The 16,042-nt window shown below is 72.4% G+C and carries 13 protein-coding genes; 4 read left to right on the forward strand and 9 right to left on the reverse strand.

Annotated elements, in window-relative coordinates; all coding sequences use genetic code 11:
* Window positions 1-30 precede the first annotated feature (30 nt).
* The 6 genes from ACWEJ6_RS16195 to ACWEJ6_RS16220 form a co-directional block, all read right to left on the reverse strand.
* Window positions 31-1,989: a helix-turn-helix domain-containing protein gene (locus tag ACWEJ6_RS16195; protein WP_452424355.1), complete on the reverse strand. Its 1,959-nt coding sequence runs from the start codon at window positions 1,987-1,989 to the stop codon at window positions 31-33.
* A 242-nt stretch (window positions 1,990-2,231) separates the two neighbouring features.
* Window positions 2,232-2,984 (reverse strand): 3-hydroxybutyrate dehydrogenase, encoded by a 753-nt coding sequence (locus ACWEJ6_RS16200; RefSeq protein WP_397161308.1) that lies wholly within the window; start codon window positions 2,982-2,984, stop codon window positions 2,232-2,234.
* Between the two features lie 75 nt (window positions 2,985-3,059).
* Window positions 3,060-4,457, reverse strand: a complete 1,398-nt coding sequence (locus ACWEJ6_RS16205; RefSeq protein WP_452424357.1) for a class II fumarate hydratase — start codon at window positions 4,455-4,457, stop codon at window positions 3,060-3,062.
* An 88-nt stretch (window positions 4,458-4,545) separates the two neighbouring features.
* The gene (locus tag ACWEJ6_RS16210) at window positions 4,546-6,267 is read right to left on the reverse strand and encodes a protein kinase domain-containing protein (RefSeq protein ID WP_452424359.1); all 1,722 of its coding nucleotides are present in this window, start codon (window positions 6,265-6,267) and stop codon (window positions 4,546-4,548) included.
* A gap of 35 nt (window positions 6,268-6,302) precedes the next feature.
* Window positions 6,303-7,412: a serine/threonine-protein kinase gene (locus ACWEJ6_RS16215; RefSeq protein ID WP_387677091.1), complete on the reverse strand. Its 1,110-nt coding sequence runs from the start codon at window positions 7,410-7,412 to the stop codon at window positions 6,303-6,305.
* A gap of 70 nt (window positions 7,413-7,482) precedes the next feature.
* Window positions 7,483-8,091, reverse strand: a complete 609-nt coding sequence (locus ACWEJ6_RS16220) for a superoxide dismutase (protein ID WP_352330694.1) — start codon at window positions 8,089-8,091, stop codon at window positions 7,483-7,485.
* A 340-nt stretch (window positions 8,092-8,431) separates the two neighbouring features.
* Between ACWEJ6_RS16220 and ACWEJ6_RS16225 the strand changes: the two genes are divergently transcribed.
* On the forward strand, window positions 8,432-9,103 hold the full coding sequence (locus tag ACWEJ6_RS16225; RefSeq protein ID WP_452424361.1) for a CHAP domain-containing protein: 672 nt from the start codon (window positions 8,432-8,434) through the stop codon (window positions 9,101-9,103).
* Window positions 9,104-9,566: 463 nt separating this feature from the next.
* A complete protein-coding gene (locus ACWEJ6_RS16230; RefSeq protein ID WP_358294619.1) occupies window positions 9,567-9,755 on the forward strand; it encodes a DUF5999 family protein in 189 nt (62 codons plus the stop codon).
* Between the two features lie 79 nt (window positions 9,756-9,834).
* Here ACWEJ6_RS16230 and ACWEJ6_RS16235 read toward each other — a convergent pair whose 3' ends face one another.
* Both ACWEJ6_RS16235 and ACWEJ6_RS16240 read right to left on the reverse strand, forming a co-directional pair.
* The gene (locus ACWEJ6_RS16235; protein ID WP_452424363.1) at window positions 9,835-11,484 is read right to left on the reverse strand and encodes a fumarate hydratase; all 1,650 of its coding nucleotides are present in this window, start codon (window positions 11,482-11,484) and stop codon (window positions 9,835-9,837) included.
* 31 nt (window positions 11,485-11,515) lie between these two features.
* On the reverse strand, window positions 11,516-12,382 hold the full coding sequence (locus ACWEJ6_RS16240; RefSeq protein WP_387677100.1) for a DMT family transporter: 867 nt from the start codon (window positions 12,380-12,382) through the stop codon (window positions 11,516-11,518).
* A gap of 68 nt (window positions 12,383-12,450) precedes the next feature.
* Between ACWEJ6_RS16240 and pdxR the strand changes: the two genes are divergently transcribed.
* Together pdxR and ACWEJ6_RS16250 are read left to right on the forward strand one after the other, a co-directional pair.
* On the forward strand, window positions 12,451-13,827 hold the full coding sequence (gene pdxR, locus ACWEJ6_RS16245; protein ID WP_387677102.1) for a MocR-like pyridoxine biosynthesis transcription factor PdxR: 1,377 nt from the start codon (window positions 12,451-12,453) through the stop codon (window positions 13,825-13,827).
* A 25-nt stretch (window positions 13,828-13,852) separates the two neighbouring features.
* Complete coding sequence (locus tag ACWEJ6_RS16250) at window positions 13,853-14,791, forward strand: Gfo/Idh/MocA family protein (RefSeq protein WP_452424366.1); 939 nt, start codon at window positions 13,853-13,855, stop codon at window positions 14,789-14,791.
* 13 nt (window positions 14,792-14,804) lie between these two features.
* On the opposite strand, the gene ACWEJ6_RS16255 is transcribed toward ACWEJ6_RS16250, so the two are convergent.
* Entirely contained in the window at window positions 14,805-15,968 is a 1,164-nt protein-coding gene (locus ACWEJ6_RS16255; protein WP_358294453.1) for an MFS transporter, read from the reverse strand.
* Window positions 15,969-16,042: the final 74 nt, after the last annotated feature.

Raw genomic sequence — 16,042 nt, forward strand, 5'->3', positions numbered from 1 at the left:
CCGGTCACGGTAAAGAGTGACCGGCGTCACTTATATGGGGCCGGGACCCACAGTCTGCGGGGAGGATGTGTGGCCGAGCCGGTGCAGGCGGAGGGCGAGCTGGATCTCCAGCGCGCGCTCGGGCTCCAGCCAGCCGTCGCCCAGCAGCTTGCCGATCCGGTCGAGGCGCTGGGTGACGGTGTTGACGTGGATGTGCATGGCCTCGGCCGTACGGGAGGGTGAGCCGCCCGTGCCGAAGTAGGCCGACAGGGTGTCGGTGAGCGCGGTGCCGCGGCGGGCGTCGTAGTCGATCACCGCGCCGACCACGCGGCCGACGAAGCCGCGCACGTCGCGGCCGTCGCCCACGAGCAGCCCGACGAAGCCCAGCTCGGCGGGGCTCGCGCCGTCGCCGGCCCGGCCGAGCGCGAGCAGCGCCTCGGCGCACCGCCGCGCCTCCTGGTACGCCTCCGCGACGTCCCGCGCGCCCGCCGATCCGCTGGTCGCGCCGCCTCCTGAGCCGCCCGCCGAGCCGCCTGCCGATCCGCCCGGCGGGCCGCCGGGTGAGGCTTCGGGGAGGCGGGCGGGGGAGGCGCCCGCCGTCGCCGGGCTGTGCAGGGACGCGCTCAGCTCGGCCGCCACCCGCTGGGCCAGACCGCCCGCGTCCACGCCCGGCAGCAGCAGCACCACCTCGTCGCCGCGCCCCGCCGCCAGCCCGTGCCGGACCGTGGCGTGCGAGGAGGCCCAGAACGCCGCCCGCTCCCGCTGGCCGCCGTGCCTGGCCACCACCACGACGTGCGGCGCGCGCAGGTCCACGCCGAGCCGCCGGGCCCGGTCGGCCAGGCCCGGCGAGTCCGGCCGCGAGATCAGGTCCTCCAGCAGCTCGCCCCTGACCCGGCCCTCGGCCTCGGCCACGCTCCGCCTGAACAGCAGCAGCAGCGCGCACACCAGCGCCGCCCGCTCCAGGATGCGCTCGTCGGCGTCGTCGCTGCGCAGGACGAGCGTGCACAACGGCTCGCCGCCGACGTCCACCGACGCGATCAGCTGGTCGCCCCTGCGCACGGTACGCCCCAACGCCCTGGACGCCTGCGCCGCCTCGAACACCCCCGCGTCCAGCTCGCCCACGTCGCCGGTGATCGGCCGGCCCAGGTCGTCGAGCACGGCCAGCGACCCGCCGAGCACCTCGGTCACCACGGCGGCGACGTCCTCGATGCCGCCGCCGCGCAGCACCAGCGAGGTCATCCGGTCGTGGGCCAGCGCGGCCCGCTCGACGGCCTCGCCGTGCGCCCTGGCGGTGCGGTGGGCCTGGGAGAGCTCCTCCAGGGCGTTCCTGGTCTCCTGGAGCAGCCGGGCGTTGTCGATGGCGACGGCGGCGTGCGCGGCCAGGCTCGCCAGCAGCGAGACCTCCTCCTGGTGGAAGGGCCTGGCGCTGCGGTTGGCCGCCATCAGCACGCCGATCACCCGCTGGCCCAGCCGCAGCGGCACCCCCAGGATCGCGACCAGGCCCTCCTCCTTGACGGCCTCGTCGATGTGACCCTTGTGCCGGAACCTGGCGTCGGCGAAGTAGTCGGCGGTCGCGTACGGGGTGGCCGTCTGCGCGACCAGCCCGCCCAGCCCGGCGCCCATGGCCAGCCTGAGCGCCCGGAACTTGGCCGAGATCGACCCGTCGGTGACCCGCATGTACGTGTCGCCCTGCTCGGGGTCGTGCAACGTCATGTACGCGATGTCGGTCGCGAGCAACTGCCTGGCCCGGTGGACGATGGCTTCGAGCACGGCGTCGAGGTCGCGCAGCGCGGCCAGGTCGCCGGCGGTGTCGTAGAGCGCCGACAGCTCGGCCTCGCGCCTGGCCCGCCGCCTGAGCAGCGCCCTGACCTTCAGCGCCTCGACCTTGGCCTGCTCCAGCTCCTCGATCGTGGCCGGATCGGCGCCCTGCGCCCTGGCCTCCACGATCGGCCCCTCGAACTCGACCGCCGACGCCTCCCGCGCCAGAAGCTCCAGGAAACGCGTGCTCATGGCCTCACTCCGTGAGGCGGGCTCGGTCGCCAGACGCCGGTGGCTTCCCCCGCTCTGGTCGCTCCGCTCCCGCCGCTCCTCCAGCCACCGGCACTCCCTAGCCTGCTCATGGCCTCACTCCGTGAGGCGGGCTCGGTCGCCAGACGCCGGTGGCTTCCCCCGCTCTGGTCGCTCCGCTCCCGCCGCTCCTCCAGCCACCGGCACCCCCTCGCCTGCTCATGGCCTCACTCCGTGCGGGCTCACTAATGGGCCGTCCAGCCGCCGTCTACGGGGAGGGAGGTGCCGGTGATGAAGGAGCCGTGCGGGCCGCAGAGGTAGGCGACCAGTTCGGCGACCTCCTCGGGCTCGATCAGCCGCTTGATCGCGGCCGGCTGGAGCATGATGTTCTCGACGACCTCGTCGCTGCCGATGCCGTGCACCCGGGCCTGGTCGTCGATCTGCGCCTCGACCAGCGCGGTGCGCACGTACGCCGGGCACACGCAGTTGGACGTCACCCCGTGGGCCGCCCCCTCCAGCGCGACGACCTTGGAGAACCCCTCCAGCGCGTGCTTGGCCGTCGTGTACGCCGACTTGTACGGCGAGGCCCGCAACCCGTGCACCGACGACATGTTCACGAACCGTCCCCACCCCCGGGCGTACATGCCGGGCAGCACCCGCCGCGCGATCAGGAACGGCGCCTCCACCATCACCCGCATCATGGCGGAGAACACCTCCGGCGGGAAGTCCTCGACCGGCGCCACGTGCTGGAACCCGGCGTTGTTCACCACGATGTCCACCGGCTCGTCGGGCAGCGACGCCGCGAAGGCCGGATCGCTCAGATCGGCCACCACCGCGACCCCGCCGACCTCCGCGGCCACCTTCCCGGCCGCCTCGCCCTGCCTGTCGACCACCAGGACCTTGGCCCCCGCGGCGGCCAGTCGCCGGGCGCAGGCGGCGCCGATGCCGCCCCCAGCCCCCGTCACCAGCGCGGTCCGCCCAGTCAGCTCCTTCGCCATACTCCGAACCCTAGGCGCTCGCCGCGCCGGGACGCATGGGTGCGGCCGACATAGATCCGAGCCGACCTATGTGGATCACCCCTCCGTCGGCGGCCGGGTCATGGACAGCACGTCGAGGGCGGCGTCGAGCTGCTCCTCGGTCAGGGTGCCGTCGGCGACGTGGCCGCGCTCGACGACGACCTCCCTGATGGTCCTGCGCTCGGCCAGCGCCTGCTTGGCTATCTTGGCCGCCTCCTCGTAGCCGACGTGCCTGTTGAGCGGGGTGACGATCGAGGGGGAGGACTCGGCGTACTCGCGCAGGCGCTCGGCGTTGGCCGTGATGCCGGCCACGCAGCGGTCGGCCAGCAGCCTGGACACGTTCGCCAGCAGCCTGATCGACTCCAGGATGTTGCGGGCGATGACCGGGAGCTGCACGTTCAGCTCGAAGCTGCCCGAGGCCCCGGCGAAGGTGATCGCCGCGTCGTTGCCGATGACCTGCGCCGCGACCATGGCCGTGGCCTCGGGAATCACCGGGTTGACCTTGCCCGGCATGATGGACGAGCCCGGCTGGAGGTCCGGCAGGTTGATCTCGCCGAGCCCGGCGCGCGGGCCCGAGCCCATCCAGCGCAGGTCGTTCGCGATCTTGTTGAGCGACACGGCCACCACCTTGAGCTGCCCGGACAGCTCCACGATGGAGTCCTGGGCGCTCTGGGCCTCGAAATGGTCGGCGGCCTCGCGGAAGGGGATGCCGGTCGCCTCGGCCAGCTTCGCGATCGCCCGCTGCGCGAAGCCGGGCGGCGTGTTGATGCCCGTGCCGACCGCCGTCCCGCCCAGGGGCAGCTCCAGTACGTGGTTCAGCGCCGTGCGCACGCGGGTGCCGCCGTGGTCGATCTGGGCGGCGTACCCGCCGAACTCCTGCCCGAGGGTCACCGGCGTGGCGTCCATCAGGTGGGTCCGGCCCGACTTGACCACCTGCGCGAACTCGGCTTCCTTGGCGTGCAGCGTCTCGGCCAGGTGGGCGAGCGAGGGCAGCAGGTGGAAGGTCACCTCGATCGCGGCCGCCACGTGGATCGAGGTCGGGAAGACGTCGTTGGACGACTGGGAGGCGTTCACGTGGTCGTTGGGGTGCACCGGCCGTCCCAGCCGCTCCTCGGCCAGCGTCGCGATCACCTCGTTGGCGTTCATGTTGGACGAGGTGCCCGAGCCGGTCTGGAAGACGTCGATGGGGAAGTGGGCGTCGTGCTCGTTGTCGGCGACGTCCGCGGCGGCCTGCGCGACGGCCTCGGCCAGATCTTTGTCGATCACGCCCAGCTCGCCGTTGACCTCGGCGGCGACCGCCTTGATCAGGCCGAGCGCGGCGATGTGGGACGGTTCGAGCGGCCGTCCCGAGACCGGGAAGTTCTCCACCGCCCGCTGGGTCTGGGCCCGCCACCGCGCTCCCGCCGGCACCCGGACCTCGCCCATCGAGTCATGTTCGATTCTGAACTCGCTCATGACTCCAGTCTGTCCCACGGCCGGGCGATCAGTCCGGGGCCGGCCCGCCCCGGGCGGGGACGGGCCGTCGTACCGGAGACGGGCTCGCTCAGCTGGAGATGAGCGCCACGATGAGGACGGCGATCACGACCGCGGCGGCCGCCGCCACGGCCATCAGCACGAGCATGCCGTTGCGGTTGCCCGCCTGCGGCTTCTCGGGCGGCCCGGCGATGGCGAACAGGTCGGTCCCGAGGCCCTGGCCCTGGTGCGGGCCGGCGGCGGGCGGCACCGGCTGCCCGGGCCGGTTCTGCCCGGGGCCGCCCGGCACCGGGCCGCCCTGCTGCGGGCCCCCCGGACCCTGCTGTCCAGGACCGTGCTGCCCCGGACCCTGCTGTCCCGGGCCCTGCTGCCGCGCGGCGTGCGGCGGTTGCTGCGCCGGCGGGTAGACCTGCTGGCCGGGGGAGCCGCTCCGCGGCGTGGCGATGTGCCTGGTCGTGACGGTCCCCTCGTCGTCGGGGCGCTGCGGCGGACGGTCGCCGCCCTGCTCGGGCCCCGGCGGGAACGGCCCCTTGGGACGCATGACGCTGACAGTCCGGTCGGGGTCGAAGCCGCCCTCGTCGCCGGCGTCCCCGGTCTGCGGGGGCTGCGCCGGGCGCGCGGCCTGCGGCGGCCGGCCGGGTGCGGTGCTCTGGGGCATCGTCGGCGCCCGCAGCGGGCTCCGGGCGGGCTCCTGCGGCCCTGAAGGCCCCTGCGGCGCCGCCGCACGGCCTCCGGCCGCGCCGGACGGCACGGGTCCCGCCCCCTGAGCCCCTGAAGGCCGCCCCCCGGCGGGACGCGTCGGCTGCGGGGCCGAGACGGGCGGCGCGCCCGCCCCGTACGCCTCCTGAGCCCCTGAAGGGCGCCCCTGAGGGCCGGCGGGACGCCGTGGGCCGGAGTCGGTGAAGGGGTCGGGCAACGCGGCCTCCTGGGCCATCAGGGCTTCCGCCGTGAGCGCCGGCATCTCGCTCGTGGGCGTGTCGGCGACCATCCGCATGAGGGTCTCCGCCTTGGCGGCGCTGAGCCGCTGCCGGTAGTCCTTGTTGAGCAGCCCGTTCAGCACCGGCCGCAGCCGACCGGCCTGCGTGGGCGGGTCGGCGCTCTCGCTGAGCAGCGCCGCCAGCGTCTCGGCGATCGTGGCCCGCTCGTACGCCGGCCGCCCCTCGACCGCGAAGTACAGCGTCGCCCCCAGCGACCAGATGTCGGACTCGGGCCCGGTGTACTCGCCCCTGGCGCGTTCCGGGGCCGTGTAACCGGGCGAGCCGATCACCATGCCCGTCTTGGTGAGCCGCGAGTCGCCCTCGGCCTTGGCGATGCCGAAGTCCGTCAGGACCACCCGGCCGCTCTCGGTGATGAGCACGTTGCCCGGCTTGACGTCGCGGTGCGTGATGCCCTGGGAGTGCGCGGCGCGCAGCGCGCCGAGCAGGTCGACGCCGATCTCGGCCACGAGCCGCGGCGGCAGCGGGCCCTCCTCCTCGATCACCTGCTCCAGGGAGCGCGCCTCGATGAGCTCCATGATGATCCAGGGGCTGTCGTCCTGGATGAGCACGTCGTGGATGGCGGCGACGGACGGGTGGTTGATCCGCGAGGCGATGCGGCCCTCGCGGACCATGCGCTCGCGTAGCTCGGCCCGCTGGTCCTCGGTGAGCCCCTGGTCCTGGCGGATCTCTTTGACCGCCACCTCGCGCCCGAGCGCGCGGTCGCGGGCGCGCCACACGGTCCCCATCGTGCCCCGGCCGAGCGGGGCGATGAGCTCGTAGCGCTCCGCGAGCAGGCGTGTCTGCTGTTCCGGCATGAGAAGAAGATATCGATTCTCGCTTGGGAAGTGCTTTACCCTCGCTTGCGAAGTTCTCTTGGCCAGAACCGCCGAGGAAGGAACAACTTTATCACCGCAGCCTTGAAACGGACATAAGTGGACGGACTTGGACGTGGTTCGACCCGCTTGCGGTGGACGCCCTCACCCGGCCTGCGCTCCTGGCGCGGCGGCGGGACCGACAGCGCGGCGGCGGTGGCCTCCGCCCTGTGCAGCCCGCGGTGCGCGGGCCTGCGCGCGAAGGGGGGTGAGGTGACCACGGGAACCGGGCGCACGGGCCGGCGCGGGGCCAGCGGCTCCTCCGCCGAGCCGCCCGCGGCCACCCGGGCCAGCATGAGCGAGGCCCGCACGGAGTCGAGCCGGGTCTGTGGATCGATCCTGAGCAGCGCGTCGAGCACGGGCGCCAGCGGGCCCGCCTTGCTCATCGGGATCGGCTCGCCGCTGGTCAGCGCGGCCAGCGCGGCGGCGGCCGTACGGCGGCCGTGCAGCCCCCGGCCCTCGACGGCGGTGTAGAGGGTCGCGCCGAGCGACCACAGATCGCCCGCGGGGCTGGCCTTGGAGCCGAGAACCCGTTCGGGGGCGATGTACCCCGCCGAGCCGAGCACGATGCCGGCCTGGGTGATGGAGACGTCGCCTTCGAGCGCGGCCAGGCCGAAGTCGGTGAGCACGGCGCGGTCCTCGGTCACCAGGACGTTGCTGGGCTTCACGTCGCGGTGGAGGATGCCCTTGGCGTGGACGGCCCGCAGCGCGCCGAGGATCTGCCGGCCGATCTCGGCGGCCCGGCGCGGATGGAGCGGTCCGTGCTCCTGGATGAGCTGCTCCAGGGACTTGGCCCGGAGCAGCTCCATCACGATCCAGGGACGGTCGTCCTCGGTCACGACGTCGAAGACGGTGATGACCGACGGATGGGCCACCATCGCGGTCGCCCTGCCCTCGCGCTCGGTGCGGGCGCACAACTCCGCGCGCAGCTCCTCGTCGAGGACGGTGGGCAGCCGTACTTCCTTCACCGCCACGTCGCGGTCGAGCAACTCGTCATGCGCCCGCCAAACGGTGCCCATGCCGCCGCGACCAACCGGCTCCACAAGCCGATAGCGCGCGGCGAGAAGGTAACCGGAGGGCGCACGCATGCCAGGCAGCTTACCTATTTGTGTAAACCGACCAGTAGAGGCGGGGCCGATAAATTGTTGCGAACTTAAGTCAACCCGCCTGACTCGTTACGTCAGCGAACCTCCGGGCCACATCTGCCCAGTTGACGAGGCCCCACAGTTTCTCGACGTAGTCCGGACGCACGTTGCGGTACTGCAGATAGTAAGCGTGCTCCCACGCGTCGAACACGAGAAGCGGTGTGGTGTTCATTCCGACGTTGCCGTGGTGGTCGTAGATCTGCTCGACCACCAGCCGGCGGCTCAGCGGCTCCCAGGCCAGCACGCCCCAGCCGGAGCCCTGGACCGACGCCGTGGCCGTGGTGAGCTGCTTCTGGAACGCCTCGAACGTGCCGAAATGCTCGTCGATGGCGGCCCTGAGCGCGCCGTCGGGGCGGTCGCCGCCGTCCGGGGAGAGGTTCTCCCAGAAGATCGAGTGCAGGACGTGGCCGGACAGGTTGAAGGCGAAGGTCTTCTCCAGGCCCACCAGGCCGGCGAAGTCGCCGCCGTCGCGGGCCTCGGCCAGGCGGTCGAGCGTGTCGTTGGCGCCCTTGACGTAGGCCGCGTGGTGCTTGGCGTGGTGCAGCTCCAGGATCTCGCCGGTGATGGCGGGCTCCAGCGCGCCGTAGTCGTACGGCATGTCGGGAAGGGTGTAGTCCCCCATGGGTCCGTCCTCTCGAAGTAGATCTCTGGAGGACACTATTGCAAGTAGTTCGCAAGTGCATCAGACTTGCGACCTAGGTCTCGCCTTGGCATCGTGGCGAGAGTCAGTTGGGTCCAGTTTGTGCGCGGACGGCATGAGCCGTCCGCGCACAGGCGTCCTGTGGGGATTTCTTGGGGTGGGAATTACCCAGGTCAGGGCGCTGTTGTACCTGTTTGTACGCGACGGCAGGGCAGCCGTGTCGAGGCGCCCCCGCAGATCTGTCGTCATCACCCATCGCAGGATTCACACCTGTGACCCGCCGTGCCTCATGCGCGGACGGTGAGCAAAGGAGCACCCCCCGATGGCCAAGCACGCCATGATGACCACGTCCCATATCGCCAAGCTCGCTCTCGGCGCGACCATCGCCGTGACCGCGCTGGGCACCAGTGCCGCCGTCAGCGCCGCCACCGCGCACCGGACCGACGCCCAGACCGCCGCGCAGCGGTCGGCCGCGCAGGGTTCGGCCCAGGGCCGGGTGAACGTCACCGCCGCCCAGGTGCTGGCCACCGCCCGCGCCCAGGTCGGCACCTCCGAGGACGCCAACGGCGGCGGCACCAAGTTCCAGAAGTGGTACGCCGACTCGCAGCGCGCCGGCGAGACCGTCGCCCGCGACGGCGGCAGCCGCCAGGACTACCTGAACGCCGCCTGGTGCTCGATGTTCGTCTCCTGGGTCGGCGAGCAGACCGGCGCCCGCCCGCAGGTCGGCTGGGACGCCTACACCGTGACCCACGCCAAGTGGTTCGCCGCCAACGACCGCTGGGGCACCGAGGCCAGGCCGGGCGCCGTCGTCTTCTTCTCCTGGAGCGGCAGCAAGAGCCTGAGCGACATCCAGCACGTCGGCTTCGTCGTCAAGGACAACGGCGACGGCACGATCTCCACGATCGAGGGCAACACCGGCAACGGCAAGGTCGAGGAGCGCGTCCGGCCGACCTCGCAGGTCGTCGGCTACGGTTACCCGTCCTACGCCGCCTGACACATCGACACAGCGCGCATTCCTGCCCGGGATGCGCGCTTTGTTGTATTACCGCACGTCAGAGCGACTGTGACGCTCGGCACACCCCTCTCCCCGATAAATGTGCATGATGCCTAGTAGGGCACTTTCCCGCGTACGGCAGGCTGATTGACAGGAACCACGGCACGCCGTCAGCAAGATGTAAGGGTGCCGAAAGGGGACGGGGGCATGGTTAGGACATGAGAGCAGGCGAGAACCCGCGAGCAGCTGAAACTGTCGGTGCCGGCCCCGAGACTGGGTAGGACGCCGACGTTCCACCACTGACGACAGAAGTTGAAGGACGTGATGGAGATGCGCCAGACACAGGTTCGCCGCCGGCCGAGGAAGCCGGTCGGCGCCACCCTGGACCTTCGCACGCCGTCGGGGCGACAGTTGCCCTTTTGAACATCAGGAAGCAGGAGCGCCATCTGAGAGGTGCGCGATGATGTGCAGTCACTTTCCCGTATGCCCCAGTGCGGACTCGCCCGACCGTGAGCGTTCGCACGTGATCTCGGCCCACCCCGACCAGGGCTGGAGCCTCCTCTGCAACGGCGTGGTGCTGTTCGAGGACACGGGTCTGCTCCTGCCCGACGGCAGCGTCGTCGCCCCCCACCGAGCCGCCGTCGCGGCCTGAGACGCCCGGGGGCACCCCCCCGTCGTCCGGTGCCGAGGGGCTTCGACCGCCGCCCGGCACCCTTCGACGCGCTCGGGCCCTACCTGCGCCCGATGCTCAGCACCGGCCCGGTGCGGTCGGTGAAGAAGTCGTCACCCTTGTCGTCGACGACGATGAAGGCGGGGAAGTCCTCGACCTCGATCTTCCACACCGCCTCCATGCCCAGCTCGGGGTATTCGAGCACCTCCACCTTCCTGATGCAGTCCTGGGCCAGCCGGGCCGCCGGGCCGCCGATGGAGCCCAGGTAGAAGCCGCCGAACTTCTGGCACGCCTCGGTGACCTGCCGGGACCTGTTGCCCTTGGCCAGCATGACCATCGAGCCGCCCGCCGCCTGGAAGCGCTCGACGTAGGAGTCCATGCGGCCGGCCGTGGTGGGGCCGAACGAGCCGGAGGCGTAACCCTCGGGGGTCTTGGCCGGGCCGGCGTAGTAGACCGCGTGGTCCTTGAGGTACTGCGGCATCTCGCCGCCGTCGTCGAGCAGCTCGGCGATCTTGGCGTGCGCGATGTCGCGGGCGACGACGAGCGGGCCGGTGAGGGAGAGCCGCGTCTTGACGGGGTACTTCGTCAGCTCGGCCAGGATCTCCGGCATCGGCCGGTTGAGGTCGATGCGGACGACGTCGTCGGACAGGTGCTCGTCGGTGGTCTCCGGCAGGAAGCGGGCCGGGTCGGTCTCCAGCTTCTCCAGGAACACGCCCTCGGCCGTGATCTTGGCCAGCGCCTGGCGGTCGGCCGAGCACGACACCGCGATGGCCACCGGACAGGACGCGCCGTGCCGGGGCAGGCGGATCACGCGCACGTCGTGGCAGAAGTACTTGCCGCCGAACTGGGCGCCGATGCCGAGCTTCTGCGTCAGCTCGAAGACCTTGGCCTCCAGCTCCAGGTCGCGGAAGCCGTGCCCGGAGGGCGAGCCCTCGGTGGGGATGGAGTCGAGGTAGCGGGCGCTGGCGTACTTGGCGGTCTTGAGCGCGAACTCGGCGGAGGTGCCGCCCACCACCACGGCCAGGTGGTACGGCGGGCAGGCCGCGGTGCCCAGCGAGCGGATCTTCTCCTCCAGGAAGGCCAGCATGCGCTTCTCGTTGAGCACCGCCTTGGTCTCCTGGTAGAGGAACGACTTGTTGGCCGAGCCGCCGCCCTTGGCCATGAACAGCAGCTTGTACTCGTCGGCGTGGCCGTGGGGGTCCTCGGCGTAGAGCTCGATCTGGGCGGGCAGGTTGCTGCCGGTGTTCTTCTCCTCCCACATGGTCAGCGGGGCCATCTGGGAGTAGCGCAGGTTGAGCTTGGTGTAGGCGTCGTACACGCCCTTGGAGATGTGCTCGGCGTCGCGGCCGTCGGTCAGAACGTGGCGGCCGCGCTTGCCCATGACGATGGCGGTGCCGGTGTCCTGGCACATCGGCAGCACGCCGCCGGCCGAGATCGAGGCGTTCTTCAGCAGGTCGAGGGCGACGAACCGGTCGTTCCCGCTGGACTCGGGGTCATCGACGATCTTGCGCAGCTGCGCCAGGTGCGACGTGCGCAGGAAGTGGGAGATGTCGTGGACCGCGGTCTCGGTGAGCAGCCGCAGGGCCTCGGGGTCGACCTCCAGGAACGTACGCCCGGCCGCTTCGACCTTCCGCACCCCCTCCGACGTGATCAGCCGGTACTCGGTCTCATCGGCGCCCAGGGGAAGCAGATCGGTGTAGTCGAAGTCCATGTCCATAGAGGGTACGCCCCCCGTCAGGTGGTCATCCCGGGGCCGGCACGGGCTCTGGCGAGCGCCGCGCGGTGAGCCCCACCAGGATGCCGACGATCACCAGACCGGCCCCCGCCAGGTCGTAGACGCTCGGCGTCGCGATGCCGAGCGCGAGCCCCGTCACGATCGCGCCGACCGGGATGAGCCCGGCGAACAGCCCGGCCGTCCCGGGGCCGAGCCTGGGCAGCGAGGTGTACCAGAGGAAGAAGGCCACGACCGTGACCACGACCGCCAGGTACACGAAGCCCAGCGTCTCGGCCGCGGTCGGCGTCCTGAACATGGCCGAGCCCTCCTGGACCAGGCCGACCACGGCCAGCATGGGCACGGCCAGCGCCGTCGAGTACGCCGACACCCGGATCGCCCCCAGCTTCGGCAGCAGGGGGATGGCCAGCATGGAGAAGCTCACCTCGCCCGCCAGCGCCCCGAGCGCCCACAGCAGGCCGGTCGGGTTCCCGCTGCCCAGTCCGGTCGCCAGCGTCGCGCCGGCCACCACCACCGACGCCCCCACCAGCAGCCGCGGCGCCGGACGCCCGCCGGCCAGCGCCAGCGCCAGCGGCACGGTGCCGAGGACGGTGCCCACCAGCGCCGGCCCCGAGGCCCGGGTGGACTCGACGACGCAGATGTTGAAGACCACCAGCCCGAGCAGGGTGAGCCCGCCCAGGTACAGGGTCTCCCGCCCGGTCAGCCGGACGAACCGCAGGCCGAGCGCCCTGGTGACGACCAGCAGGATGACCGCCGCGGCGAGGTAGCGCACGGCCTGGCCGCCGTACACGGGATAGGAGCCGATCAGGCCGGACACTCCGGCCAGGGTGCCCACCAGGAACATGGCGGTGGCGGCTCCGGCGATTCCGTTTCTCATGTGCAGGATCGTAGGGAGACAATGGTTCGGGCAAACAGTCCAATGGGCCGCTATATGACAGGACCAATATGGCCGACCTGCACATCCAGATCAATCGGGATGCGGGAGGGATCGCCGGGCAGATCGCGGCCGAGCTGCGCGAGGGCGTGCGCCTCGGGCGGCTCGTGCCCGGCACCCGCCTGCCCGCCACCCGCGACCTCGCCGCCGACCTCCAGGTCTCCAGGGGCGTGGTGGTGGAGGCGTACGAGCAGCTGGTGGCCGAGGGGTTCCTGGTCTCGCGGGTGGGGGCCGGGACGGAGGTGGCCCCGCTGGGCGCCGTCCGGTCCGCCCGTCCGTGGCCGGTGGCCGACGGCGGCGCCTGCGGGCCGTACCAGGGGCACCGGGCCACGTCTCCCGACCTGGGGCACTTTCCCCGGGAGCGGTGGTCGGCGGCCGTCCGGCACGTGCTGGCCACCGTGCCGTCCGACGCGCTCGACTACGGCGACCCCGGCGGCGTCCCGGAGCTGCGCGAGGAGCTGGCCGGTTACCTGCGACGGGTCAGGGCGGCCGACGTCCATCCCGACAACCTGGTCGTCGTGGGCGGCGTGGCGCAGGGGCTGAGCCTGGCGCTGCACGTCCTGGCCCGGCGCGGCGGCCTGCGCCTGATCGTCGAGGACCCCACCAGCCGCCGCCAGGTCCCGCTGCTGGAACGGGCCGGGGCCCGCCTGGTGCCGGTGCCCGTGGGCTGCGAGGGCCTGGTCACCGGCGCCATGGAGGGCGAGGCGGCGCTGGTCACGCCCGCACACCAGTACCCGACGGGCGTCGTGCTCTCCCCGGCCAGGCGGGCCGCGCTCATGGAATGGGCCTGCGCGGGCGACCGCACGATCCTGGAGGACGACTACGACGCCGAGTTCCGCTACGACCGCGACCCGGTCGGCTGCCTCCAGGGGCTGGCCCCCGACCGGGTGATCCTGACCGGCAGCGTCAGCAAGTCGCTCGCGCCCGGCCTCCGGCTCGGCTGGGTCGCCGCCCCCGCCCACCTGGCCGAGGCGATCCGCCGCGCCCGGAGCGAGCTCGACCTGGGCTCCCCGGTCATCGAGCAGTACGCGCTGGCCCACTTCCTGCGCACCGGCGGCTACGACAAACATTTGCGGCGCATGCGCAGGGAGTACCGCCGCCGCCGGGACGCCCTGGTCAGGGCGCTGGCCGAGGAGCTGCCGGAGATCCGCGTCCGGGGCATCCAGGCCGGGCTGCACGTCTACCTCGACCTGCCGGACGGCTGGGACGAGCTGCGGGTCGTCCGCGCGGCCGAGGAGGTCGGCCTGGCCGCCGAGCCGGTCGCGCCGATGCGGTTCTCGCCCGGCCCGCCGGCGGTCGTGGTCGGGTTCGCCCGGCTGCCGGTGCATCAGGCGGCGGAGGCCGTACAAGGCTTAAAAGTCCGTATGTCCGGACATATCAAGGACTGAGGCGGAATGCGGCATTGGAGGCGGCATGCGGGTGGGACTGCTGGGCCTGGGCCGGATCGGCGCGTTCCACGCGGCGAACCTGGCCGCGCACCCCCTGGTCGACGAGCTGATCGTGGCCGACCCGGTCAGGACCTCGCCGTACGGCAGGCCGGGGGACCCGTTCGAGGCCGACGCCGTGGTCATCGCCACGCCGACGAGCACGCATGCCGAGCTGCTGATCAGGGCGTGCGAGCGGGGCGTTCCCGTCCTGTGCGAGAAGCCGGTGGCGGGCACGGTCGCCGAGACGGTCAAGGTGCTGGAGGCGAGCGCGGGCCGGCGGGTGTGCATCGGGTTCCAGCGCAGGTTCGACCCCGGCTACCGGGCCGCCCGCGCCGCGCTGCGGGCCGGCGAGCTGGGGGAGCTGCACCGCGTCCACCTGGTGACGGCCGATCCCGCGCCGCCGCCCGCCGGGTACGTCCCGCTGTCCGGCGGCCTCTTCCGCGACTGCCACGTCCACGACTTCGACGCCCTGCGCTGGGTGACCGGGCGCGAGGTCGTCTCCGTCCACGCCGTCGGCGCGAACCGGGGGGCGGCGTTCTTCAAGGAGGCCGGCGACGTGGACAACAGCGCCGCGCTGCTCACCCTCGACGACGGCACGCTGGCCACCCTCCAGGGCTCCCGCTACAACGGCGCCGGCTACGACGTGCGCATGGAGCTGGCCGGCACCAAGGGCACCCAGGTGGCCGGGCTCGGGCCGCGCGCCCCGCTGCGCAGCGCCGAGGGCCTGCAGCCGCCCGGCCCGTCCTGGCCCGACTTCGCCGCCAGGTTCGGCCCCGCCTACGCGGCCGAGATCGACGCCTTCCTGCGCGGCGGCGAGGGCCTGTGCTCGGTCGAGGACGCCCTGGCCGCCCTGTACGTCGCCGAGGCCGCCGACCTGTCGCTGCGCGAAGCGCGTCCCGTCCAGGTGGCCGAGGTGCGCGGCTGAGGAGGCTCGCGGATCACGCCTGCGCGGCGGCCCGCCGGGGCGCGAAGCCCGGCGCGAGCGCGATGATCACGCCGGCCAGCAGCAGCGGCGCGACGAACGCCACCCGCCAGTCCGTGGCGTCGGCGATGCCGCCGATCAGCGCGGCTCCCACGATGAAGCCCACGTAGTTGAAGAGGTTCACCCGGGCGATGGCCACCCCGGTGCCCGCCGGGTCCAGCTTGCCCGCCGCCGAGAACGACTGCGGCGCGACCACCGACAACCCCAGCCCGGTCAGCCCGAACGCGACGATCGCCAGCGGCTGGTTCGGGGCCACCACGACGCCGAGGAAGCCCAGCGTGGCCAGCGCGCCGCCGAGCCGGACGATGGCGGCCGGGCCGTAGCGGCGGACCGCGACGTCGCCGGCGAGCCGCACGGCCAGCGTCGCGCCCTGGTAGACGCTGTAGGCCAGCTTCGCCACGCTGTCCTGGGCCAGCAGGGCCTTGCCCATGAAGACGGTCGCGAAGTTCGACACCGCCGCGTCGCCGATGTACAGGAAGCCCATCGCCAGGCAGAGCGGGATGATCGGCCGCCAGGGGAACTTGCCGGTCGCGGCCTCGACGACGTTCTCGACCTTCTCCTCGGCGATCGTGCACAGCTTCGGCCCGGCGTAGATCGACCCGGCCACCGCCAGGACCATGGGGATCGCCATGGTGACCGCCAGCGAGACCCGGCCGGCCGCGAACACCGCCCACAGGGCGCCCGCCAGGCTGAGGACGCTCCACACGCTGTGGAAGCCGTTCAGCACGGCGGTGCCGTACCGGCGTTCGACGGCCACGCCCTGCATGTTCATGCCCGCGTCCACCGCGCCGACCGCCAGGCCGAACAGCAGCAGCGCGGGCACGGCCAGCGGCACCGAGGGCGCGAGGCCGGTGAGCACCACGGCGAGCGCCACCGCGGGCTGCGCGACCCGCAGGAGCAGCTTGCTGCCGTACCGGGCGGCGAACGTGCCCGCGCCGACGCTGCCCACGCCGGCGAAGACGGGCACGATCAGCAGCAGGAGCGTGAGCGCCCCGTCGGTGAGCTCCAGCTCGGTCTGGAGGCTGGCCACCTGGACGAGCAGGGTGGCGAAGGAGAGGCCCTGCACGCCGTACACGACGTACGTGGCGGTACGGGCCTGGCGATCACGCGGGGACGGCACGATGGCCTCCTGATCGGGGGGGAATCAAACGTGAGGCGGAGTCAGGTTAGCGGCTGCTCAGGGCCGTACGCCAG

It is taken from the genome of Nonomuraea sp. NPDC004702, from assembly GCF_053601695.1.